The sequence below is a fragment of the Streptomyces sp. NPDC006193 genome (genome assembly GCF_040613915.1).
Lineage (GTDB): Bacteria > Actinomycetota > Actinomycetes > Streptomycetales > Streptomycetaceae > Streptomyces.
In genome coordinates this window covers 136,493-158,863 of record NZ_JBEXTB010000004.1, presented here as the reverse complement: position 1 = coordinate 158,863, position 22,371 = coordinate 136,493, and the positions used below count along the sequence as shown (strand labels likewise).

Annotated in this window: 19 protein-coding genes and 1 pseudogene; 8 read left to right on the top strand and 12 right to left on the bottom strand. The window is 76.1% G+C overall.

Annotated features, from left to right (window positions below; all coding sequences use genetic code 11):
- Window positions 1-71: 71 nt before the first annotated feature.
- The 7 genes and pseudogenes from ABZ261_RS06125 to ABZ261_RS06095 form a co-directional block, all read right to left on the bottom strand.
- Window positions 72-485, bottom strand: coding sequence for a transglycosylase SLT domain-containing protein (locus ABZ261_RS06125; protein WP_356855793.1), 414 nt, complete (start codon window positions 483-485; stop codon window positions 72-74).
- A gap of 364 nt (window positions 486-849) precedes the next feature.
- On the bottom strand, window positions 850-1,674 hold the full coding sequence (locus ABZ261_RS06120) for an ECF transporter S component (protein ID WP_356855791.1): 825 nt from the start codon (window positions 1,672-1,674) through the stop codon (window positions 850-852).
- A complete protein-coding gene (locus ABZ261_RS06115) occupies window positions 1,671-3,488 on the bottom strand; it encodes an ATP-binding cassette domain-containing protein (RefSeq protein ID WP_356855789.1) in 1,818 nt (605 codons plus the stop codon). The genes ABZ261_RS06120 and ABZ261_RS06115 overlap by 4 nt, the downstream gene beginning before the upstream one ends.
- The gene (locus ABZ261_RS06110; protein WP_356855787.1) at window positions 3,485-4,591 is read right to left on the bottom strand and encodes a CbiQ family ECF transporter T component; all 1,107 of its coding nucleotides are present in this window, start codon (window positions 4,589-4,591) and stop codon (window positions 3,485-3,487) included. Before ABZ261_RS06110 ends, ABZ261_RS06115 begins: the two co-directional genes overlap by 4 nt.
- 121 nt (window positions 4,592-4,712) lie before the next feature.
- Window positions 4,713-5,351, bottom strand: a pseudogene (locus tag ABZ261_RS06105) (SCO2322 family protein); the annotation flags it as partial.
- A complete protein-coding gene (locus tag ABZ261_RS06100; protein WP_356855785.1) occupies window positions 5,348-6,565 on the bottom strand; it encodes a prenyltransferase/squalene oxidase repeat-containing protein in 1,218 nt (405 codons plus the stop codon). The pseudogene ABZ261_RS06105 and the gene ABZ261_RS06100, both read right to left, overlap by 4 nt.
- A 722-nt stretch (window positions 6,566-7,287) precedes the next feature.
- Entirely contained in the window at window positions 7,288-8,331 is a 1,044-nt protein-coding gene (locus tag ABZ261_RS06095; protein ID WP_356855783.1) for a hypothetical protein, read from the bottom strand.
- Between the two features lie 248 nt (window positions 8,332-8,579).
- Here ABZ261_RS06095 and ABZ261_RS06090 point away from each other — a divergent pair, with 248 nt between their 5' ends.
- The 7 genes from ABZ261_RS06090 (at window position 8,580) to ABZ261_RS06060 (ending at window position 16,770) form a co-directional block, all read left to right on the top strand.
- A complete protein-coding gene (locus ABZ261_RS06090) occupies window positions 8,580-9,173 on the top strand; it encodes an XRE family transcriptional regulator (protein WP_356855781.1) in 594 nt (197 codons plus the stop codon).
- Window positions 9,166-9,795 carry a hypothetical protein gene (locus ABZ261_RS06085; protein ID WP_356855779.1) on the top strand — a complete coding sequence of 210 codons (630 nt, stop codon included), beginning with the start codon at window positions 9,166-9,168 and terminating at the stop codon, window positions 9,793-9,795. Before ABZ261_RS06090 ends, ABZ261_RS06085 begins: the two co-directional genes overlap by 8 nt.
- A complete protein-coding gene (locus tag ABZ261_RS06080; RefSeq protein WP_356855777.1) occupies window positions 9,795-11,000 on the top strand; it encodes an MAB_1171c family putative transporter in 1,206 nt (401 codons plus the stop codon). The genes ABZ261_RS06085 and ABZ261_RS06080 overlap by 1 nt, the downstream gene beginning before the upstream one ends.
- A complete protein-coding gene (locus ABZ261_RS06075) occupies window positions 10,993-12,405 on the top strand; it encodes an FAD-dependent monooxygenase (protein ID WP_356855775.1) in 1,413 nt (470 codons plus the stop codon). Before ABZ261_RS06080 ends, ABZ261_RS06075 begins: the two co-directional genes overlap by 8 nt.
- 1,130 nt (window positions 12,406-13,535) lie before the next feature.
- A complete protein-coding gene (locus tag ABZ261_RS06070) occupies window positions 13,536-14,957 on the top strand; it encodes a glycosyltransferase family 4 protein (protein ID WP_356855773.1) in 1,422 nt (473 codons plus the stop codon).
- Window positions 14,951-15,703 carry a class I SAM-dependent methyltransferase gene (locus ABZ261_RS06065; RefSeq protein ID WP_356855771.1) on the top strand — a complete coding sequence of 251 codons (753 nt, stop codon included), beginning with the start codon at window positions 14,951-14,953 and terminating at the stop codon, window positions 15,701-15,703. The genes ABZ261_RS06070 and ABZ261_RS06065 overlap by 7 nt, the downstream gene beginning before the upstream one ends.
- Window positions 15,700-16,770, top strand: a complete 1,071-nt coding sequence (locus tag ABZ261_RS06060; RefSeq protein ID WP_356855769.1) for a prenyltransferase/squalene oxidase repeat-containing protein — start codon at window positions 15,700-15,702, stop codon at window positions 16,768-16,770. Before ABZ261_RS06065 ends, ABZ261_RS06060 begins: the two co-directional genes overlap by 4 nt.
- A gap of 44 nt (window positions 16,771-16,814) precedes the next feature.
- On the opposite strand, the gene ABZ261_RS06055 is transcribed toward ABZ261_RS06060, so the two are convergent.
- The gene (locus ABZ261_RS06055) at window positions 16,815-17,105 is read right to left on the bottom strand and encodes a hypothetical protein (protein ID WP_356855767.1); all 291 of its coding nucleotides are present in this window, start codon (window positions 17,103-17,105) and stop codon (window positions 16,815-16,817) included.
- A gap of 154 nt (window positions 17,106-17,259) precedes the next feature.
- Between ABZ261_RS06055 and ABZ261_RS06050 the strand changes: the two genes are divergently transcribed.
- Entirely contained in the window at window positions 17,260-17,829 is a 570-nt protein-coding gene (locus ABZ261_RS06050; protein WP_356855765.1) for a hypothetical protein, read from the top strand.
- An 89-nt stretch (window positions 17,830-17,918) separates the two neighbouring features.
- Here ABZ261_RS06050 and ABZ261_RS06045 read toward each other — a convergent pair whose 3' ends face one another.
- The 4 genes from ABZ261_RS06045 to ABZ261_RS06030 all read right to left on the bottom strand — a co-directional run bounded on the left by ABZ261_RS06045 (window position 17,919) and on the right by ABZ261_RS06030 (window position 22,316).
- Window positions 17,919-18,704, bottom strand: a complete 786-nt coding sequence (locus tag ABZ261_RS06045) for a DUF5336 domain-containing protein (protein ID WP_356855763.1) — start codon at window positions 18,702-18,704, stop codon at window positions 17,919-17,921.
- An 83-nt stretch (window positions 18,705-18,787) separates the two neighbouring features.
- The gene (locus tag ABZ261_RS06040; protein ID WP_356855761.1) at window positions 18,788-19,780 is read right to left on the bottom strand and encodes an N-acetylmuramoyl-L-alanine amidase; all 993 of its coding nucleotides are present in this window, start codon (window positions 19,778-19,780) and stop codon (window positions 18,788-18,790) included.
- 22 nt (window positions 19,781-19,802) lie between these two features.
- A complete protein-coding gene (locus tag ABZ261_RS06035; RefSeq protein WP_356855759.1) occupies window positions 19,803-20,453 on the bottom strand; it encodes a class I SAM-dependent methyltransferase in 651 nt (216 codons plus the stop codon).
- 117 nt (window positions 20,454-20,570) lie between these two features.
- Complete coding sequence (locus ABZ261_RS06030) at window positions 20,571-22,316, bottom strand: MFS transporter (protein WP_356855757.1); 1,746 nt, start codon at window positions 22,314-22,316, stop codon at window positions 20,571-20,573.
- Window positions 22,317-22,371: the final 55 nt, after the last annotated feature.

The window sequence follows — 22,371 nt, the reverse complement described above, 5'->3', positions numbered from 1 at the left end:
GGCGCACCCTCGCCGGGCGGGGCGAGGGTGCGGGGCGGCGGGGCGCGCGGCGGCTCAGTGCCGGTCGCCGGTCAGTACCAGCCGTTGGCCTGCCAGAAGTTCCAGGCCTTCACGGGGCTGCCGTAGCGGGAGTTCATGTAGTCCAGACCCCACTTGATCTGGGTGGCCGGGTTGGTCTTCCAGTCCGGTCCGGCCGAGGCCATCTTCGCGGCCGGCAGGGCCTGGACCAGGCCGTAGGCGCCGGAGGAGCTGTTGGTGGCGGTGACGTTCCAGCCGCTCTCGTGTTCGACGATCTTGCTGAACGCGTCGTACTGCGCGGCGTCCGGGATCATCTTGTGCGCGATCGCCCGGGCGGAGGAGGCCGAGGTGGTGGCGCTCTGGGCGGGCGCCGCGGTCAGGGCCAGGCCGGCGGTGGCGGCGGCCACGGCGGCGGTGGTGAGGGCCTTCCTCGGGGAAGCGATGCGGCGGATGAAGGAGACGGACACGGAGAACCTCTTGCGTCGGGGACGGGGGATCGCTCGGCACGGGAGGGACCACGCGCTGTGGCCGCATGCCTCGGCGCCGCGGCCCTGGAGGCCCGTGGCGCCGGCGACGCCGTCCAGAGAAACAGGCGCACCTCCCGTCCGCAATGACCCCTTTTACTAGTTGTGGCCGGAAGCGGGGGATACGCCGACCTTGCGGTGCCGGCGCGAAAGTGCAGGTCAGGGTAAAGGGGGGAGGGGGCGTATCGGACAATTGGGACTACTGCCCCGGGTCGTAGGTGATGTGGGTCATGTGGGGTGCTTCACCCTCCCGCTCACCGCGCGGATGCGGCGCCTCACCCACCGGCGCGGCCGCGTGTGCGGCGCGTCACGCGTCCGGGCCGTCGAAGGCGACGGGCGCCTCGAACGCGGCCCGCCGCGTCGCCCGGCGCAGGGCGCGCAGCACCGCCGGGCCCAGCGCGGCGGTCAGCACCGCCGTGCACACCGCCCGGCCCAGGTCCCAGCCGAGCGAGGTGGCCAGGCAGTAGGCGAGGAAACGGGCCAGGTTCGCCGCGACGGGCGCACCGGCGTGGAAGGAGACGGCCGGGGCCCCGGCCCCCAGGAAGGGCCAGCCGGCCAGATTCATGAGCGTGCCGTAGGCGAAGGCCGCCAGGAAGCCGTAGGCGGCGAGCATCAGCAGCTCGGCACGGCCGCGCAGCCGCACCGGCCCCGGCAGCAGACCCGCGCCCGCCGTGAACCAGCCCATGGCCAGCATCTGGAACGGCAGCCACGGCCCGACTCCGCCCGTGAGCAGCGCCGACGCGAACATCGTCACCGAGCCCAGCGCGTACCCGAAGCCGGGGCCGAGCACCCGCCCGCTGAGCACCATCAGGAAGAACATCGGCTCGATCCCCGCCGTGCCCGCGCCGATCGGGCGCAGGGCCGCCCCGGTCGCGGCCAGCACGCCCAGCATCGCCACGGCCTTCGGCCCGAGACCGGACTCGGAGATCGCCGCCGCCACCACGGCCACCAGCAGCACCAGCAGGCCCGCGAAGAGCCAGGGCGCGTCCTGGGCGTGGGCGCTCAGCCGCGAGGTGGGCGGGGCGAGGAAGGGCCAGCAGAAGGCGACCGCCCCGACCGCGCCGGTCAGCGCCAGCGCGGCGAGGGAGCGGGGGCCGAGCCGGACGGCGCGGACCCGTGGCGGGCGGCTCACCGCAGCGCCTCCCGCACCTCGGACACCGTCAGCCACGGCTGCGGGGCCAGGATCTTCGTCACCTGCGGGGCGAAGGACGGGGACGACACCACGATCTCGGCCGTCGGGCCGTCGGCGATCACCTCGCCCTCGGCCAGCAGCACCACCCGGTGCGCCAGTTCGGCGGCCAGTTCCACGTCGTGGGTGGCCAGCACGACGGCGTGACCCTCGGCGGCAAGGGCGCGCAGCACGGCCACCAGCCGGGCCTTGGCCGCGTAGTCCAGTCCCCGCGTCGGCTCGTCCAGCAGGAGCAGCGGCGGGCGGGCGGTCAGCACGACGGCCAGGGCGAGCGCCAGGCACTGGCCCTCCGACAGGTCGCGGGGGTGGGCGCCGTCCGCGATGTCCGGCAGCAGCCCGGACAGCAGGGCCCGGCAGGCGCCGGGCGCGGCGCCCGCGTCCCGGTCGGCCGCCGCGCACTCGGCCGCCACCGTGTCCGCGTACAGCAGGTCCCGAGGGTCCTGCGGGACGAGCCCGACCCGGCGCACGAGGTCCCGGGGCGGGAGGCGGTGGGGTGCGGCGCCCCCGACGAGGACGCTCCCCGAGGCCGGTTCCACCAGACCGGCCAGGGAGCCGAGCAGTGTCGACTTCCCGGCGCCGTTGCGCCCCATCAGGGCGACCGTCTCACCGGCCGCCACGCTCAGCCCGGCCTGCCGCAACGCCGTGACCCGGCCCCGGCGCACGGTCAGCCCGCGCACCTCGGCGACCGCGGCGGAGACCGCGGCGGAGACCGGGGCGGAGACCGGGGCGGGGGCCGCCGCGGGGGAGGCGCGACGCAGCAGCCGGGCGCGGAGGGGCACGCGCGCAGCCGCCGCCACCGGCGCCGGCCCGCCCGCCCGGCCGGCGGACGGCCGCCCGGGGTGCGGGCCGCCGGACACGGGGGTGGCGGCCGGCGGTTCCCGGTCGGGGCGCCGCCGGCCGGACGGCGGCCGGTGCGGGGCGCCGTCGCGGTGGGGACGGCGGGAGGCCAGGCGGTCCCGCAGCGCCCCGGCGCGGCGGCGGGCGTCGCGGACCGTCAGCGGCAGCGGGGACCAGCCGGCCAGCCGGCCCAGCTCCACCACCGGCGGGCACACCGGGGAGACGGCCATCACCTCGGCCGGGGCGCCGGTGACCGGGGCGGCGCCCGGCGCGGGCAGCAGGACGACCCGGTCGGCGTACTGGATCACCCGCTCCAGCCGGTGCTCGGCCATCACCACCGTCGTGCCGAGGTCGTGCACCAGCCGTTGCAGCACGGCCAGCACCTCCTCCGCGGCGGCGGGGTCCAGCGCCGAGGTCGGCTCGTCCAGGACCAGCACCCGCGGGTGCGGGGTGAGGACCGAGCCGATCGCGACCCGCTGCCGCTGCCCGCCGGACAGCGTGCCGATCGGCCGGTCCCGCAGCCCGGCGAGCCCCAGCAGGTCGAGGGTCTCCTCCACCCGGCGCCGCATCACCTCCGGGGCGAGCCCCAGCGACTCCATGCCGTAGGCGAGTTCGTCCTCCACGGTGTCGGTCACGAAGTGGGCGAGCGGGTCCTGGCCCACGGCGCCGACCACGTCGGCGAGTTCCCGCGGCCGGTGGGTGCGGGTGTCCCGGCCGGCCACCGTCACGCGTCCGCGCAGGGTGCCGCCGGTGAAGTGCGGGACCAGCCCGCTGACCGCGCCCAGCACGGTGGACTTGCCGACCCCGGACGGCCCGGCGAGCAGCACCAGTTCACCCTCGGGCACCTCGAAGTCGACTCCGGCGACGGTGGGTTCGGCCGCACCGTCGTAGGTCACACTGACGTTCTCGAAACGGATCACGACGGCTCCCCGGGAACGGCGAAGGCCGGCAGCACGGCCGGCAGGACGGCCGCGGCGGGCCACAGCGGGAGGGTGGGCGCGATGAGGGGGACGACCCCGGGGTGCAGCGCCTGCGGATCGCGGACGGAGGCGAGCGTCAGCAGCGCGGCCGCCGCGGCGCCGGAGCCCGCCGTCAGCCAGGCGTGCAGCCCCCACGGGTCCGGCCGGTACCGGGTGCGCAGGGAACGCCGGCCGCCCAGCCGCAGCCCGGCGAGCGCGGCGGCCGCTCCCGCGAGCAGCACCGGGACGCCGTACGTCCCGCCCTCCGCCGTCAGCAGCCCGTACGTCCCGGCGCACACGCCGAGCAGACCGCCGAGGGTGAGCGCGGCCGTCGTACGGCGCACGGACGCCGGTACCTCGGCGGCACGGCCGTAGCCGCGGGACTCCATCGCGGCGGCGAGCGCGACCGAGCGCTCCAACGCCCCTTCCAGGACCGGCAGTCCGACCTGCAGCAGGCCCCGCAGACCCCGGTCGGGGCGGCCGCGCAGCCGGCGGGCGGCACGCAGCCGCTGGACGTCGGCGACGAGGTGCGGCGCGAAGGTGAGCGCGACGACCACGGCGACGCCCGTCTCGTACAGCGCGCCCGGCAGGGACTTCAGCAGGCGGGCCGGACTGGCGAGGGCGTTCGCGGCCCCGACGCAGACCAGGAGCGTGGCGAGCCTCAGGCCGTCGTAGACCGCGAAGACGACCGCCTCGGCGGTGACCCTGCCGCCCAGCCGGATGCCCTGCGCCCAGTGCGGCAGCGGGATCTCGGGGAGGGTGAGCAGGGTGTGCGTGCCCGGGACCGGGGAGCCCAGGGCCACCGCGAACAGGACACGGACGAGCAGCACGGCGAGGGCGAGCCTGGCGAAGGCGGCGTAGGAGCGGGACCAGGGGGCGGAGGAGCGGTGCGTCGCCACGACGTGGGCGGAGGCGGCCAGGAGGAGGGCGAGCAGCAGCGGGTTGGTGGTGCGGGTGGCGGCGGTGCCGAGGCCGAGGGCCCACAGCCACCAGGCGCCGGGGTGCAGGGTGCTTCCGGTCCGCCGGGCGGGGCCGGCGGACCGCCCGCGCTCATGCGGAGTCATCGCGTGGAGAGCCGTCGCGTGCGGATCCGCCGCGTATGACGTCACCGCTTACGCCGTCACCGCGTACACCGTCACCGCGTACGCCACCGTCGCGTACGCCGCCGTGGCGTACGGCCTCGCCGCGTCGCCGCCGGGCCCGCCAGGCCGCCGCGCCCGCCAGCAGCGCGACCACTCCCGCACCGACCGGCAGACCCACCGCGGGACCGCCGCCGGAACCGCCCTCCGCCTTGGCGCCGCCGTCCGCCGGCGCGGCGCCCTCCCCGGAGACCTGCTCGCCGCACCCCCGCTCCGGATACCCGGCGATCCCGCACAGCAGGGCACGGGTGTCGTACCGGAGCGGCTTGGCCACGGCGGCGAGCGCGTCGGCGGTCGTCGCGTCCGGCGACACCCGCGCGCACGCCGTGCGGCGCGCCGGCGGCGTCTCGCCGGACGGCGCGTCCGACCGGGTGCCGAAGTCCAGGACCAGGGCCACCCGCTTCGTACCGGACGTCGCGGCGGTGCCCGCGCAGATCGCGTCGAAATCCGCCGCGCCGCGCGGCCGGCTCGCGTCCGCGGAGTCCGCGCCGACCGCGAACCGGAAGCCCTGGACGGCGCCGTCGCCGGGGCGGACGGAGGCCGGTCCCTGCGTGGCGTACGTCCAGTGGCCGCCGGTGCGCTCCCAGAACGACCAGTAGCGGTAGCCGACGGCGTCCGCGCGCCCGGCGGAGCCGAACAGCAGCGCGGCGGCGAGCAAGGGCGCGGCGCGGCGGACGGCGGTCACGGCTGACGCTTCTTCCGGCCGCCGAGCAGGAGACCGGCGCCGATGCTCGCGACGAGGCCGGCGCCGACGATCCACCCGGCGCCGATTCCGGACTCCTCCTCGTCCGGCGCCTTCTCGTGCGCGGCGGAGTCCATGTGCGGGGCCGGGCCGAGCGCGTTGAGGGAGCGGACCAGGCTGGTGCCGCCGAAGTCGCCCGGCTGCTCCCCGACCGCGTGCGCGGCGAGGATGAGCTGGGCGTAGGCGGCCGGGCCGCTGCGCACCGCCCACTGCCCGGCGTTCTTCTCCAGCCAGGCGTACGCCTTCTTCGCGGGCCCCATCCGGCCGTCGGCGGCCAGCGCGACGACGGCGTCCGCGGTGTTGCCGAAGTCGGGCTGGTCCTTGGCGCCGGGCAGGGTGGACCGCAGGTGGCCGGTCTTCGCGACGGCCGCGGCCAGGTAGGCGCCGGCGTTGTCGGCGATCTGCGCCCGGGTGGGGCGGCCGGCCCCGGTGCAGGTGTCCTTCGCGGGGGACGCCCCGGCCTCGGCCACGAACCCCTTGCCCAGCGCGCCCAGCAGACCGGCGGCGGTCGCGTCGGCGTTGGGCTGCGGCTCGCCCTTGGCGGCCGCCTGGTGGACGAGCGCGCCGCCGCCCTTCCGGTCGCAGGGGATGGACCAGGCGGGCAGCGCGTCGTAGGGGCTCCGGCCCGCCGTGCGGACGCCGGCCGGGTCGGCGCCGGCCGCGGTCAGCGCGCCGATGACGACGGAGGTGGAGTTGGTGTCGCTGGGGTCGCCCGGGAAGTAGCCCCAGCCGCCGTCCTTGTTCTGCACGGACTTCAGCCAGTGGACGGCCTCGCCGACGGCCTTGCCGTGCCCGCCGACCGCGGCCAGGGCCTGCGCGGCGGCGGCCGTGCTGTTGGTGTCGGGTTCGGCCTTGCCGTCGCAGGGCGTGCCGGGGGCGGCGCGGAAGGCGGCGAAGCCGCCGTTCGCGCACTGCTGGCGGGTGAGCCAGTCCACGGCCGGGGCGGCCGGCCGGTAGCCGAGGGTGCGCTGGGCGAGCAGCGTCAGCGACTGCCGCCACACGCCGTCGTACGTCGGGTCCCCCTTGCCGTACAGGCCGTGCCGGGCCGCCGCCTGCGCCCCGGGGGCGGACGGGGACGGGCCGGCGGCCGTGGCGGGCGCGGCGGCGGCCAGCACGCCTGCGGCGGCGAGAGCCGCGGCACTGCGGCGGACGTTCATGGTCGGCGACTGCCTCTCCTGCGGGGAGCCGGCGGCGCACGGGGGACACCCCCGGCGGCCCCGGCTCCGTGGACCTCGACGGTGCCGTGCGCGGCGGGGCGCCGGCGCACGTGAGCCGGTCAACGTCCCGTGCGGGGCGGGCGTTCCGGCCCACCGCCTGCGGGGGATCGCGGACAGGGGCGTCCCCTGCCCGGACGGAGTCGAGAACGCGGGGCGGGCCGCCGCCGGGTTTGCACCGGCTTTCCCCCGTACGGGTGTTGACGACCCCGCCACTGTACCGGCCGCCCCGCACCCGCCGAGGAGCGGCCACCGGCCCCCGGATCCGGCGCCGGGGCCCCCGGCCGCGGCACCGGCTCGGCGAACCCCCGGACCCGGCCCGGCTCCCGCGCGGGCGGCGCGCCTCGGGCCACGGGCGGGACTCCCCGGTACGGCACGCGCGGCGGACGGCACCGGCCCCCACCCCCGGGCGCGGGGGCGCCCGGGGGCTGCGGCGCGTCTTCGTCGGGGCACGGCCGGGTGCCGGGCACGACCGGCCCCCGGCCCCCGGCCCGGACACCCCGCCCGGCACGCGCCGCCCCCGGGGCGTGCCCCGCGGGGGCCGGCCGGGGTGCGGTGCTCGGGCCGTCCACGGCGCCTCCCGGCGCGCACGCTCGCCACCGCTCGCGGTGCCCGGCCGCCGCGGCGGGCGTGCAGAGGGCGTGCGCGGCGCGTGCGCGGCGCGTCTAGGCCGCGTAGGTGCCCGCCGTCGGGAGCACCGTCGCGCTCAGGTGGCGGGCCATGCGGCGCAGGGCCTCCTCGCACTCCGCGGCGTCCTCGCCCGTCACCACCCAGTGGGCCAGCCGGTCGGCGGCGTCCGCGTGCGGGGCCGCCGTCACCGGGTCGCCGGCCTCCCGGGTGAGGACCATGCGCTCGGCGCACGGTTCGTGCGCTGCGCCGGGGCCGAGGGCCAGGTGGGCGAGGCGGCCGGTGGCGGCCGGGTAGGCGAACTGGACGGCGGCGGCGCGCTGGCGGGTCGGGGTCAGCTCCGGCGGCCGGCCGGTGGCCAGCGCGGCGGCGGCCCGCGCGAGGTCGACGCCGGTGGCCCGCTCCACCAGCAGCGGGACGAGGTCGCCGGGCAGGTGCGGGGCCACGTCCGCGACGCGGGGGCCGCGAGCGGTCAGCCGCAGCGTGACGTGCACGACCGTGTGGGCGAGCCCGAGGGCGCGTACGGTCCGCTCGACGCACTGGCGCAGGAACCGGTTGTGCAGGAGCCCGTCGTGGGCGTGGACGCAGTGCCGCAGCGCGCGGCGGGCGGGCGGCGGGCCCGGTGCCGTGCGGGTGAGCGCCACGATGCGCACCTCGTCGTCCAGGACGACGGTCTCGGCGGAGACCAGCGGGCCCTCCGCGTCCTCCGGCCCGGCCGGCGCCACCCGGTGCCGCAGCAGCAGCGCCCGTACCGCCGCGGGGTCGGCGCAGGCCGCGGCCGTCTCGTAGGGCAGGCCCGGCGACCCCAGCCGGGCGGCGATCCGCGCGGCGGCGGGCAGATGCTCCGCGGACCAGGTGAGCACGCCGCCGACCGGGTTCCCGGCCGCGTGCCGCGCCACCGCCTCGGCCGTCTCCTCCCGGTCCGGGTCGGCCGCCAGACGGCCGGCCAGATAGGGGCGCGCCCAGGCGGGCGATTCCCGGTCGACCAGGATCACGGGGTGGACCGCGGCGATCCGCGCCAGCGGGAACTCGCCGCAGGTGCCCCTGGGTCCGGCCCCGAGGAGCAGGACGGGCTGCGCCATGGGTGCCTGACCTTCCTCGCGTGAGGGCGGACGAGGAACACCCCGGATGCCGCTCCCCCATAGGCGGCACCCGGGGCGGGTCGGATCTTGCTCTCTGTGCAGCGATCCTCACCCACCGCGCCCTCGACTGTCAACGATTACTGCGTAATGGGGCAGGGAGCGTTGTCACGTCTGGTCGGCGCACGGGCGAACGGGTAGCCTCGCGTCCGTCAGCCGCCGAACGGACGACACGCCCAGGGGGGACCTCGGTGAGTGACGCGTACGCCTCGCTGGCCGAAGTCCTGAACCGGCTCGGCGAGTTGACCGGCCGTCCCGGCCGGCTGCCGGAGGTCCTCGACGTGGCCGGCCTCTCCCACCGCACCGGTGTTCCCGTCGGCACCGTCGTCGAACTGCTCTCCGGGGGCCGGGCCCCCGAGACCGGCCTGGCCCAACGGGTGCGCCAGCGGCTCGACTTCATCCGGGAGACCCGGCGCAGGCCGGACGGCAAGCGGTACTCGCTGGACGAGCTCGCCCGGATCGCCGGAACCAGCCGGCAGTGGCTGAGCGAGTGGCGCAAGAGCGGCATGCCGAGCCTGGAGCACACCGACCGGCTGCGCCGGTTCTTCGGCCTGCCCGCGGGCTTCTTCACCGCGGACGAGCCGGAGGCGCTGCACGAGGCGCTGCAACCGGTGCTGCAGAGCCTGGAGGCCGAGGCCGACCCGCTGCTGCGGCTGCGCGAGAGCGGACTGGTCCGGCTGGCCGCCCGCGCCCCGCAGATGAACGCCCGCCAGCTCGCCACCCTCGCCGACCTGGCCGAGATGATCATCTCGTCGGAGCGGGCGAAGGACCCCGGGCGTGCCTGAGCCGACCGCCGGGCCCCCCGGGACGCCGGCGCCGCCCCGGCCTGCGGCGCGCGCCAGGCACTCCAGGTCCCCGCGGCGCTTCCTCGACCGGCTGGTGCGCGACACCGTGCGGACACTCACCCCGCCGACCGGGCCGAAGGCGTTCCTGCACGCCCTGTGCGCCACGCTCAGCCCGCAGCTGGACCGCCCGGTCCGGCTGCGGTTCGTCGCCTTCCCGCCCGGCCTGGACGTCTCCGGGATCACCCTCGCCCGGGACGAGGACTACATCGTCGTGGTCGAGGAACGCGCCCCGGACCCGCACAAGTTCGTCATCGCCGGGCACGAGATCGGCCACCTCCACTACGGCACCCTGGACGTGCACCACCCCACCGGGCTGCCCGCCGCCGCCCGCCGGCTGCTGTCCCGGCCCGAGGACGACATCCCCTGGGAGCGGGTGCTCGCCATGGCCACCCGTTCCCCCGCCGCCACGGCGGCCGAGGCCGAGTGGGAGGCCGAGGAGTGCGGGCTGCGCCTCGCGGCCAAGTTCTCCAAGGTCGTCGGCCCCGGCGCGGCCGGCCGGATGACCCAGGACACCCTCACCGACCGGCTGTCGTCCTCCCTGGGCAACATCGGCGGGCCCTGATGCGCTGGGACATCGCCGGCTTCTTCGCCGCCTACGCCGTCCCGGCGGCCCTCTTCGCGGTGGCCTTCGTGATCAAACTGCCGCTGCTGCGGCGCGCCTGGCAGGACCCGATCCTGCGGGCCACCGCCCTGCTGCTCGGCATCGGCGCGCTCGTCTTCGCCTCGCTGCCGCCGGCCAACCTGCACCGCATCAACGCCCTCTCCGGCGTCCCCAACTTCGCCGGCCTGTGGGTGTATTCGCTGCTGACCGCCTACTGCGGCGCCTGCCTGTGGCTCATCATCACCTGGCGCGAGCCGCCGTCCGCGGCCCGGCGCCGCCGCACCCGGCTGGTCTGGATGACGTACACCGTCATCATCGTCGGCCTGTGGACGACGTTCCTGCTGGGCGACCACCGGGTGGAGCGGCTGCGCGACCTCGACACCTACTACGCCGGCACGCCCTGGATGCGCGAGTTCGTGCTGCTCTACCTCTGCGCCCACCTGGTGTCCGCACTGGTCGCGGCCGGCATGCTGTGGGCCTGGTTCCGGGAGGTCGGGGACGCCTGGCTGCGCCGGGCGGTGATCTGCCTCCAGGTCGCCTACGCCCTCGGGCTGGTCTTCGACCTCGCGAAGCTCGCCGCGATCGGCGCCCGGTGGAGCGGCCGGAACGCGGACTGGCTGTCCACGTACGCCGCCCCGCCCTTCGCCATCGCCGAGGCCGCCCTGGTGGCCGGGGGTTTCATCGCCGGGCAGGCCGGACCGCTGGTGGCGGAGCGCCGGCGGCTGGTGCGCACGTACCGGCGGCTGATGCCGCTGTGGCAGACGATGCTGACCGTCACCGCCCCGGCGGCCCCGGCGACCGGCCGGGTCAGCGGCGCCGCCCTCCGCCTGGAACTGCGCCGGGCCGCCATCAACGACGGCCTCCTCAAGCTGGCCCCGCACCTCAGCGGGGTCCGGCGCGAACGCGTCCGGCGGGCGGCGAGGGCGGCCGGCCACCCGGAGTGCGTCGCGCGGGGCATCGCGGGGGCGGTGGACATCCTCGTGGCCACCGACGTCCTGCACGCGCCCGGCGGCCGGAGCGGCGCGCTGCCGGCCGGGCACTCCGGGTTCATTGGCGATCCGGACGAACTGGAGGGCGTCGCCCACGCGTTGCGGTTCCACGCAGCCGCCATCGACAGGTTCCGCCGGGAGGCGGCCGCCACGGAAGGTCTCACCGCACATGCCTGACATACCCACCGCCCGCCGCACCGCGCTCGTCATCGGCGGCAGCACGGCCGGCATGCTCGCCGCGTCCGTGCTCGCGGGCCGCTTCCACGAGGTGACGGTCGTGGAGGCCGACCGGCTGCCGGCGGGCCCCGAGCCGCGCAAGGGCCTGCCCCAGGCCCGGCACGCCCATCTGCTGTGGTCCGGCGGGGTGGCCGCCCTGGAGGAGCTGCTGCCGGGCGTCACCGGGGAGCTGACCGACCGGGGCGCCGGACTCATCGGCGTGATGGCCGACCTGGTCAGCAAGGCGCCCTCCGGGCAGTGGTTCCGGCGGTTCGCCGACTCCCGGCACCACATGATCGTGTGCAGCCGGGACCTGCTGGACGCGGTGATCCGCGCCGACGTCCTCGCCCGGCGCCGGATCACGCTGCTCGACGGGACGCGGGTGGCGGGCCTGGCCGGCGACCGGCGCCGGGTGACCGGCGTCCACGTGGACCACGGCGCCGGCGGGCGGCGCACCACCCTGCACGCGGACCTGGTGATCGACGCGAGCGGCCGCGGCTCCCAGGCGCCCCGGTGGCTCCAGGAGCTCGGCCTCGCCCCCGTCGAGGAACGGGTGGTCGACGCGGGCGTGGCCTACGCGAGCCGGATCTACGCGGCCCCCGGCGGCACGGCCGCCCCGCGCTACCCGGTGGTGAACGTGCAGGCCGACCCGCGGGACGCGCCCGGCCGCGGCGGGGTCGTCGTGCCGATCGAGGACGACCGCTGGCTGGTCACCCTCTCCGGCACCCGCGGCGGCCGGCCGACCGCCGACCCCGACGCGTTCGAGCACTTCGCGCTCACCGGCCTGAAGGACCCGGTCATCGGCCGGCTCCTGGCCCGGGCGAAGCCGCTGACCGACCCGGTGACCACCCGCAGCACGGCCAACCGCCGCCGCTACTACGAGAAGGCCGCGTCCTGGCCGGAGGGGTTCGCCGTCCTCGGCGACGCCGTCGCCGGCTACAATCCCGTCTACGGCCACGGCCTGACCGTCGCCGCGCAGAGCGCGCTCGCCCTCGGCCGCGCCCTGGACCGCCACGGCCCCACCGCCCCGGGCGCCGCCCGCCGCGTCCAGCGCGCCGTGGCCCGCCCGGTCGGCAACGCGTGGAACCTCGCGGTCGGCCAGGACGCCTACTACCCCGGGGCCGCGCCCCAGCCGCCGACCGCCGTCGAACGCCTCCTCACCGCCTATGTCGACAAGGCCGTGGCCGCCGGCTCCGCGAACCCGCACGCGCTGCGCGGCCTGCTGGACGTGATGAGCCTGAAGACCCCGCCGGCCCGCCTCTTCGCCCCGGACATGCTCTGGCACATCGCCTTCGGCCCCCGCAAGCCCCCGCTCCCCGGCCCGCCCCTGACCCCGTCCGAACGCCAGGCAGCCGGCCTCACCTGACCGCCCGGCGGGTGCCGCCGAGAGGGGCGGTCGGTCATGGGGAGTCGGCGTGGGGGATGCGTGCCGAAATGGTGCGAAATGGCGGGTTCCGTCGGCCTGTTCCCGTTCTATACTGAAAGCGGCCTACGGGACGAGTGAGGGAGCCCGACCGGAGTAGCCGACTTCGGCGAGACGTGCAGACATCCGCCGAGGCCGACAGCGACGGTAGGACTGAGAGGCCGGAAGGCGGTCACGCCGGACGGCGACCCCCAGTACCTGATCCGGGTCATACCGGCGAAGGGAACCCGTCTCGTAGGTCCTTCTCTGCGCCCACGCACGTTCACGCCGGGTCCGTCGGGCCGGTCGGCGGGGCGCCCGCTCGCCGTCGGTCCGCATCTGCGCCGGTCCGCACCTGGTCGGCGGAGGCGCGGCCGGCGAGCCACCGCGAGGCGGGCCGCATGCCGGGTGTGCTCGGCTGCCCGAACCGCGTGCCCGGAGACCTGGCCGACCCGCGGCCCACCCCGGACGGGACGCTGCGGTCGGCGAGGGTGAGCGCGCGGACCGTCGCGTCGGCGAGATGCGGCCCGCGCCGCAGTGCCCGCAAGGCCCGCATCGGGGCGCAGCGTGCCCTGGGGGCGGTCCGGCCGGTGCCGCATCGCGGCGACCTGCGCGTGCGCCCGGGACGGGAAGCAGCGGTGCGGCGCGCCGAGGGCCACCGGGAGCACCCGGTGGCCTCCTGCATGCGCACGGCGGAGCGTCCGGCGTGCCTGAGCAGCGCCGGGGCCGGCCGGGCCCCGGTGGGGGGTGCCGGGCCCTCTCCGCCCCGGCCGGCCGGTCGGGCGCCGGCCCGCAGGATCGCGCGGCGGCGTGCCTCCCGCCGCTCGGCCCGGGGCGGCGCCGGGTCTCCACCCCCTGCTCCGGCGAGGCCGGGCGCGGGGGACGGCCGCGAGGCGCCGGCTTCCAGGTACGGGCCGCGTCCCGTGGCGGGGGGTGGGGGCGCCCGCGCCGTGGCGCGAATCACCTGGTCCGCCGCTCACTGCGCCCCTACCTGCGGGTAGATTCAGAGCCTCCGACGATCAAGTCCGAAACTTGTTCCAGATGATCGTCCCGTCGTAGTCTCGCGGGGCGGCGCAGGCAGAAGGGGGCACGGAGTGACCGCTGAGGCCCGGGAAGCGGGTGCCGGCCGGCAGCCCGCGTCCCCCCAGCTTCCGGCTCCGCATGCACGGGGAGGAGCGCCCGACGGCGAGCGACCGCTCTCCATCGCGCTCCTCACCTACAAGGGGAACCCTTTCTGCGGGGGGCAGGGCGTCTACGTCCGGCACCTCTCGCGCGAGCTGGCCCGGCTCGGGCACCGCGTGGAGGTCATCGGCTCCCAGCCGTACCCCGTCCTCGACGAGGGCTGGCCCGGCCTCACCCTCACCGAGCTGCCCAGCCTGGACCTCTACCGGCAGCCCGACCCCTTCCGCACCCCGAAGCGGGACGAGTACCGGGACTGGATCGACGCCCTGGAAGTGGCCACCATGTGGACCGGCGGCTTCCCCGAGCCGCTGACCTTCTCGCTGCGCGCCCGCCGCCATCTGCGCGCCCGCCGCGGCGAGTTCGACGTCGTCCACGACAACCAGACGCTGGGGTACGGGCTCCTGGGCGACGTCGGCGCGCCCCTGGTGACCACCGTCCACCACCCCATCACCGTGGACCGGCAGTTGGAGCTGGACGCGGCCGGCACCTGGCAGCGCCGCTACGCGGTGCGCCGCTGGTACGCCTTCACCCGCATGCAGAAGCGCGTCGCCCGCCGGCTGCCCTCGATCCTCACCGTCTCCGGCAGCTCCCGGCAGGAGATCGTGGACCACCTCGGCGTCCGCGGCGACCGGGTGCACGTCGTCCCCATCGGCGCCGACACCGACCTGTTCGCACCGGACCCGGCCGTCCCCGAGGTGCCGGGCCGGATCGTCACCACCTCCAGCGCCGATGTGCCCCTGAAGGGGCTGGTGTTCCTCGTGGAAGCGCTCGCCAAGGTGCGCACCGAGCACCCGCACGCCCATCTGGTGGTCGTCGGCAAACGCCCGGCCGAGGGCCCGGTCGCCCAGGCCGTCGAGCGGTACGGCCTCGAAGGCGCCGTCGAGTTCGTCAAGGGCATCTCCGACGCCGAACTGGTCGACCTGATCCGCTCCGCGCAGGTCGCCTGCGTGCCCTCCCTGTACGAGGGTTTCTCGCTGCCCGCCGCCGAGGCCATGGCCAGCGGCACCCCGCTGGTCGCCACCACCGGCGGCGCCATCCCCGAGGTCGCCGGCCGCGACGGCGAGACCTGCCTGGCCGTGCCGCCCGGCGACCCCGGCGCCCTGGCCGCGGGGCTCGGCCGGCTGCTCGGCGACCCGGACCTGCGGGCGCGGCTCGGCGCCGCCGGCCGCGAGCGGGTGCTCCGGCACTTCACCTGGGCCAAGGCGGCCGAGGGCACCGTGGCCCGCTACCGCGAGGCCATCGCCGCCTCCGGCGGCCCGCGCCCCCGACCGCAGAACCCGGGCCGCCCCACGGCCACCACCGGCGTCTACACCGAAAGCAGGGCCACGTGCTGACCGTCGACTTCTCCCGGTTCCCGCTCGCCCCCGGCGACCGTGTCCTGGACCTCGGCTGCGGGGCCGGCCGGCACGCCTTCGAGTGCTACCGGCGCGGCGCCCGGGTCGTCGCCCTGGACCGCAACCGCGAGGAGATCCGCGAGGTCGCCAAGTGGTTCGCGGCGATGAAGGAGGCCGGCGAGGCGCCGGAGGGCGCCACCGCCACCGCCATGGAGGGCGACGCCCTCGCCCTGCCGTTCCCGGACGAGTCCTTCGACGTCGTCATCATCTCCGAGGTGATGGAGCACATCCCCGACGACAAGGGCGTCCTCGCCGAGATGGTCCGCGTGCTCAGGCCCGGCGGCCGGATCGCGGTGACCGTGCCCCGCTACGGCCCCGAGAAGGTGTGCTGGGCGCTGTCCGACGCCTACCACGAGGTCGAGGGCGGCCACATCCGCATCTACAAGGCGGACGAACTGGCCGCGAAGATCCGCGAGGCCGGTCTGCGGCCCTACGGCGCCCACCACGCGCACGCGCTGCACTCGCCGTACTGGTGGCTGAAGTGCGCGTTCGGCGTCGACAACGACAAGGCGCTGCCCGTGCGGGCGTACCACAAGCTGCTGGTCTGGGACATCATGAAGAAACCGCTGGCCACGCGGCTCGCCGAGCGGGCGCTGAACCCGCTGATCGGCAAGAGCTTCGTCGTCTACGCGACCAAGCCGCACCTGCCGCGGGTGGACGGGACCGCCGAGGCGGCCGCCACGTGACCACCCCCCGGACGGAACACCTCGTCCTGCCCGGGGTCCTCACCGCCGAGCAGGCCGCCGCGACCGTCCGCGGCATCCTCGCGGTGCAGCGGGAGGACGGTGCGATCCCGTGGTTCCGCGGGCACCACCTCGACCCGTGGGACCACACCGAGGCCGCCATGGCGCTGGACGCGGCCGGCGAGCACGAGGCCGCCGAACGGGCCTACGACTGGCTCGCCCGGCACCAGAACGAGGACGGCTCCTGGTACGCCGCCTACGCCGACGGCGCCCACGACGACGTCACCGACCGCGCCCGCGAGTCCAACTTCGTGGCGTACATAGCCGTCGGCGTCTGGCACCACTACCTGTCCACCGGCGACGACACGTTCCTGGACCGGATGTGGCCGACCGTCTACGCGGCCGTCGAATGGGTGCTGCGGCTGCAGCAGCCGGGCGGGCAGATCGGCTGGCGCCGCGAGGACGACGGGACGCCCGCCGCCGACGCGCTGCTCACCGGAAGCTCCTCGGTCCACCATGCGCTGCGGTGCGCCCTGGCCATCGCCGACCAGCGCGAAGAGGCGCAGCCGGACTGGGAGCTGGCGGTCGGGGCGCTGCGGCACGCGATCCGCCGCCACCCCGAGCGCTTCCTGGACAAGGACCGCTACTCCATGGACTGGTACTACCCGGTCCTCGGCGGCGCCCTCACCGGGGCGGAGGCCAAGGCCCGCATCGAGGAGTCCTGGGACCGGTTCGTCGTGCCCGGCCTCGGCGTGCGCTGCGTGGTCCCCAACCCGTGGGTGACCGGCGGTGAGTCCAGCGAACTCGCCCTGGCCCTGTGGGCGATGGGCGAGTCGGACCGCGCCCTGGAGATCCTGCAGTCCATCCAGCACCTGCGGGACGCGGAGAGCGGCCTGTACTGGACCGGGTACGTCTTCGACGACGACACGATCTGGCCCCGCGAGCTGACCAGCTGGACGGCGGGCTCCCTCCTGCTCGCCGTGGCCGCGCTGGGCGGCCACGAGGCCACGTGCGCGGTGTTCGGAGGGGAGCACCTGCCCGCCGGGCTCCCCCCGGACTGCTGCCCCTGACCGGGCCCCCGGCGGCACCGCTGCGCCCGTGCCGCCGGGAGGGGTCAGTGACGGTGCATGCGGTTGGCGATGGCGTGGCCGAGGAACAGGTAGACGACGGCGGCGAGGCCGTAGCCGGCGACGACCCGGGCCCAGGCCTCGTCGAACGTGAACAGGTCGTGCGACCAGCCTGCCAGCCAGGCGGCCGCGTCATGGACGAACTGGACCAGGCTGTTGCCACGGTTCGCGTCCAACAGGTACATCAAGATCCACAGGCCGAGGATGAGGGCCATGATGTCGGCGACGGCCGCGATGACCGTGCCGGCCTGATTCGCGCCACTGCGATATCGAGACATGCCTTTCGGATTGCCGCTACCCGCAGGGTGAAACAGAGGGCGCACGGCCGTTCCTGTTCACCCGGACGGAGTAACCGAGTGGCGGGCCGGACCGCCCCCGGGTGAGGCTGCCGGAGGAAGCAGACCGCTCGGGGAGACACTTCCGGAGGACCCCGTGCCTGTACCGATGCGGCGCCTCGTCATGGCGCTCACCCTGTGCTGCGCCCTGCTGGCCGGTTCCACCGCCTGCGGCAGCGAGAAGAGCAGTTCCACGAAGGACACCGCCGCGGTCACGGCCGTACCCGCCGTCGACTCGCCCAGCCCGACCACGTCCGCGGAGCGGCGCAAGTTCGCGAAGACGCGGTTCGTGGTGGACGCGGGCCTGGCCGCCGGCGCCACCTACCAGTGGATCGTGAAGCCCTGGAAGGCGGGCAAGTTCAAGAAGGGCGCCAAGGGCCGCAAGCTGGCCCTGGTGAAGGCCGCCCTCGCCGGCGCCTTCGCCTACAACCGGCTCAAGGCGGCCCAGAAGAACGCCAAGGCCGACCCGACCCTCTCCAAGGCGCTCGCGCCGCTGACCGCGGGCATCGAATCGCTGAAGAGCCTGCCGTCCAAGCTCCGCAAGGGCGACGGCAAGGCGGCCGACACCTACGACGACGTCATCAACAAGGTCAAGGACGCGGGCAAGAGCGCCGGCGCCCCCGTCAAGGACAAGGTGCCCTCGGCCTCCCAGCTGTCCAAGGGCTAGGCCGCTCACGCCGGTTGACGGCATGTGACGCACACGCGGCGACGGCCCCCGCCCGAGCGGGCGGGGGCCGTCGCGGCGGTCGGCGGGGCTCAGCCGCGCTGGATGCCCGAGGTGTCCTGGAGCACGCCGCGGCGGCCGTCCTGGGTCTGCGCGACCAGCGCCGCCCCGCGCTGCTCGACGGCCAGGTACCAGGTGCCCGGGGCCAGTTCGGCGATCTGGCTCGGCGAGCCGTCCTCCGCGAACAGCGGACGGGTCACCGGCACGGCGAACCAGAACGGCGAGAAGTCCCCGGCCGGAGCCTGCGGCGCCGGGGCGGTCTGCGCGGCCGGCTGCTGCCCGAACGGCTGGCCGGGCTGCGGCTGCGCGCCGTACGGCTGCTGCGGCTGGGCGCCCGGGTAGCCGTAACCGGCGGGCGGCTGGGCGCCGTAGGGCTGGGGGGCGACCGGCCTGGGGGCCGGGAGCAGGGCGCCCTGCAGGGCGGGGACGAGGGGGGTCGCGATGGCGGCGCCCGCCAGGACGAGAGCGGCGATGAACCCGAGGATCAGGCCGGCGCCGGCGTCCAGGTTCTCGGTGTCGATCAGCGTCCACAGCAGCGTCCAGGCCGCCAGGACCGAGAACGCGGCGCCCACGGTGCCCAGGTCGAGCCCGGCCACCTTGCGCGGCTGGGGCAGGCAGCGGTTGACGACGATGAGAACGGCACCGATCACCGCGCCCATGTAGATGCCCAGGCCCAGGCCCAGGTTGTCCCACGCGCTCCGGTGGTAGGCGTCGCCGTAGCCGGAGAGGGTGTAGATGTCGAGGAACGACGCGATGAACAGCACCACCGCTGCTCCGATCACCACGCCGTCGCCTCTAGTGAGGGAGCGGATATTCACTTCAGGTCCTTCGTAGGTCGTCTCGACGTCCGTAGACACTATCGCCCGCGCGATCCGGCTGTCCGGCCGGTTCCGCCCGCAGGTCAGGACCGGTGCAGGAAACTCACGATTCCCTCAGAGATCCCCTGCGCCGCCTTCTGCCGCCAGGCGCCGCTGGTCAGCAGTGCCGCGTCCTTGCTATCGCGCATGTTGCCGCACTCGAGGAACACCTTGGGAACCGTTGACAGATTGAGACCGCCCAGGTCCGTGCGCGTGACGATCCCGGTGCCGTCGCCCAGGTAGTTGGAGGGCGGTTCCCCGGTCTCGCGCAGGAAGTTGCCCGCGATGCGCACCCCGAGGTCGCGGGAGGGGCCGACGATGGGGCGGGTGTCCGCCGCGCCGGCGTGCACGGCTCCCGGCAGGATGACGTGGAAGCCGCGGTTGCCGGGGGCGGAGCCGTCGGCGTGCAGGGAGACGGCCGCGTCCGCGCGCGCGGTGTTGCCGATCCGGGCCCGCTCGTCCACGCACGGCCCCCAGGCCGGGTCGTCCCCGTCGTGGGTGAGCCGCACCGTGGCGCCCTGCCGCTCCAGCAGCGTCCGCAGCCGGTGCGCCAGGTCGAGGGTGAACCGCGCCTCCGGGTAGCCGTCGTCGGTCGACGTCCCCGTGGTGTCGCACTCCTTGCGGTGCGTGCCGATGTCGACCCGGCGGCCGATCTCGGCGGTGTGCCGGAAGTTGCCGGGGTTGTGCCCCGGGTCGATGACGACGACCTTGCCCGTGAGCGGGCCGGAGGCGTCCGGCCGCGAGGTGGAGGAGGCGGACGCCTTGCCGTCGTGCCCCGTCCCGCCGTCCGCCGCCCCGCCGTCCGCCGTGCCGCCGCCGGGCGAGGCGGTCGGCGCCGCGGACGCCGCGGAGCTGCGCGGGGCGGGCGTGGGCGAGGCGGCACGGTCCTGGCCGCCGGGCCCGCCGGCGCCCACCGCCTCGTACACCAGCCAGCCGAGCAGCGCGCCGGGCACCAGCGCGGCCAGCGCCACGGTCAGCGGGCCCCGCCGGGGGCGGCGGGGCTGCGGGGGATCGAGGTCCGGGCCTGCGTACGACACGTCTGCGACTCTAACCGGGGGCTCAGACGCCCGCGCCCGTTCGCCGCAGGACGCGCAGCGACCCGGTCGCCGACACCTGCGTGAACGCACCCGACTCCAGCGCCCGCAGGTAGATCCGGTAGGGCGCCTGGCCGGTGAACTCGTCCTCCGGGTCGGGGAACACGTCGTGGATGGCCAGCAGCCCGCCGTCGGCCACGTGCGGCGCCCAGCCCTCGTAGTCGGCCGTGGCGTGCTCGTCGGTGTGGCCGCCGTCGACGAAGACGAGGGCGAGCGGGGAGTTCCAGACGGCGGCGATCTGCGGGGAGCGGCCCACGAGGGCGACCACGTGCTCCTCCAGGCCCGCCCGGAACAGGGTGCGGCGGAAGACCGGGAGGGTGTCCATCAGGCCGGTCTCCGGATCGACCGTCTCGGGGTCGTGGTACTCCCAGCCCGGCTGCTGCTCCTCGCTGCCCCGGTGGTGATCGACCGTCAGCGCGGTGACCCCGGCCGCGCGCGCCGCGTCGGCCAGCAGGACGGTGGAGCGCCCGCAGTACGTGCCGACCTCCAGCAGCGGCAGTCCGAGCCGCCCGGCCTCCACCGCCGCCGCGTACAGCGCCAGCCCCTCGTCCACGGGCATGAACCCCTTCGCCGCCTCGAACGCGGCGAGGATCTCGGGCTTGGGTGCGGCGGGCATGGGCGGCCTTCCGGTCGTACGGCTGTCTGGGCGACCATGCTGCCGCACCCCCTGCCGGCCGGCCGACCGGGGGTGGGGGAGCGGCGCCCCCGGTGGCGCACCCCCCGGCGGGACGCTCTACGCGCTGACCGTCTCCCCCGGCAGCGACAGGTCCAGCTCGACCGCGCGCTCCTCCCCGGAGTGCGTCGCGGCCGAGGCGAGCGGCCCGTGCCCGGGGGCCTTCGCGGCGAGCACGTACGCGCCCCGGGCGGGCACGGCGAGCATGTAGGCGCCGTCCGCCGCGGAGACGGTCGCGCCGGCCTGGCGGCCCCGGCGGTCGATCAGGGTGACCCTGGCCCGGGCGACCGGGGCGCCGTCGGCGCCCAGCACCCGGCCGCGAAAGCCCCGCAGGACCTCCTCGGCGCGTTCCAGGGCGGCGTCCTGCTCGCTGCTCGCCCGCGGTCGCGTGTGCCGCGCGGCCGGGCGGGGCGTCTTCGGCAGCAGCAGCGCGAACAGCAGGCCCACCGCGACGGCGGCCGCGGCGATCAGGAAGGAGACCCGGAAGCCGTGCATGGTCGGGATCTCCACGCCGTCCACGGTGTCCGCGGTGTCGGCCAGCACCATGCCGATGACGGCGCTCGACACCGACGTGCCGATGGACCGCATCAGGGTGTTGAGGCCGTTGGCCGCGCCGGTCTCCGAGGCGGGCACCGCGCCGACGATCAGCGCGGGCAGCGAGGAGTAGGCCAGGCCGATGCCCGCGCCGAGCACCACGGAGGTGACGACGGTCTGCCAGGCGGCGTCCATCAGGCCGAGCCCGCCGCCGTAGCCGATCGCGATGATCAGCATGCCGGTGATGAGCGTGACCTTGGGGCCGTGGCGGGCGGACAGGCGGGCGTAGACCGGCGCCGTGAACATCATGGTCAGGCCCAGCGGGGCCACGCACAGGCCGGCGACCACCATGGACCGGCCGAGGCCGTGGCCGGTGGCGGCGGGCAGCTGGAGCAGCTGGGGCAGGACGAGCGAGACGACGTAGAAGCTGACGCCGACCATGATCGAGGCGAGGTTGGTGAGCAGCACCTCGCGGCGGGCGGTGGTGCGCAGGTCCACCAGGGGCGCCGGGACGCGCAGCTCGTACACCCCCCACAGGACGAGCACGGCGACGGACCCGGCGAACAGGCCGAGCGTCGTGCCGGAGGACCAGCCCCAGTCGCCGCCCTTGGTGACGGGGAGCAGCAGCAGCACCAGACCGGTGGACAGGCCCAGGGCGCCCGGCAGGTCGAAGGTCCCCCCGGCGCGCACCGGGGACTCGGGCACGGCGAGCAGGGTGAGGGCGATGGCGAGCACACCGAGGCCGGCGGCGCCGTAGAACAGGACGTGCCAGTCGGTGTGCTGCGCGACCAGGGCCGCGGCGGGCAGGGCGAGGCCGCCCCCGACGCCGATCGAGGAGCTCATCAGGGCCATGGCCGAGCCGAGCCTCTCGCGCGGCAGCATGTCCCGCATCAGGCCGATGCCGAGGGGGATCGCGCCCATGGCGAAGCCCTGCAGGGCCCGGCCCGCGATCATGGTGAGCAGCTGGCTGGTGAGCGCGCTGACCAGGGCGCCGGCCACCATCACGGCGAGGCTGAGGATCAGCATCCGGCGCTTGCCGTACAGGTCGCCGAGGCGGCCCATGATCGGGGTGGCGACGGCGCCGGACAGCAGGGTCGAGGTGAGCACCCAGGTGGCGTTGCTGGGGGCGGTGTCCAGCAGCTGCGGCAGGTCCTTGACGACCGGCACGAGCAGGGTCTGCATCACCGCGACCACGATGCCCGCGAAGGCGAGCACCGGGACGACGGTCCCGCCCGCTCTCCGGGTGGGCCGGTCGGTCGTCGTGTCTGTCATGGGATGAGGCCTTCCGGGTGGCATGGTGCCGGGTAAACCTCGTATGCGCGGGCAA

Excerpts from the sequence above, each read along its gene's own strand:
- ABZ261_RS06110 (WP_356855787.1), bottom strand. The coding sequence starts at position 4,591 with ATGACTCCGCATGAGCGCGGGCGGTCCGCCGGCCCCGCCCGGCGGACC.
- ABZ261_RS06100 (WP_356855785.1), bottom strand. The coding sequence starts at position 6,565 with ATGAACGTCCGCCGCAGTGCCGCGGCTCTCGCCGCCGCAGGCGTGCTG.
- ABZ261_RS06095 (WP_356855783.1), bottom strand. The coding sequence starts at position 8,331 with ATGGCGCAGCCCGTCCTGCTCCTCGGGGCCGGACCCAGGGGCACCTGC.
- ABZ261_RS06080 (WP_356855777.1), top strand. The coding sequence starts at position 9,795 with ATGCGCTGGGACATCGCCGGCTTCTTCGCCGCCTACGCCGTCCCGGCG.
- ABZ261_RS06075 (WP_356855775.1), top strand. The coding sequence starts at position 10,993 with ATGCCTGACATACCCACCGCCCGCCGCACCGCGCTCGTCATCGGCGGC.
- ABZ261_RS06055 (WP_356855767.1), bottom strand. The coding sequence starts at position 17,105 with ATGTCTCGATATCGCAGTGGCGCGAATCAGGCCGGCACGGTCATCGCG.
- ABZ261_RS06035 (WP_356855759.1), bottom strand. The coding sequence starts at position 20,453 with ATGCCCGCCGCACCCAAGCCCGAGATCCTCGCCGCGTTCGAGGCGGCG.
- ABZ261_RS06030 (WP_356855757.1), bottom strand. The coding sequence starts at position 22,316 with ATGACAGACACGACGACCGACCGGCCCACCCGGAGAGCGGGCGGGACC.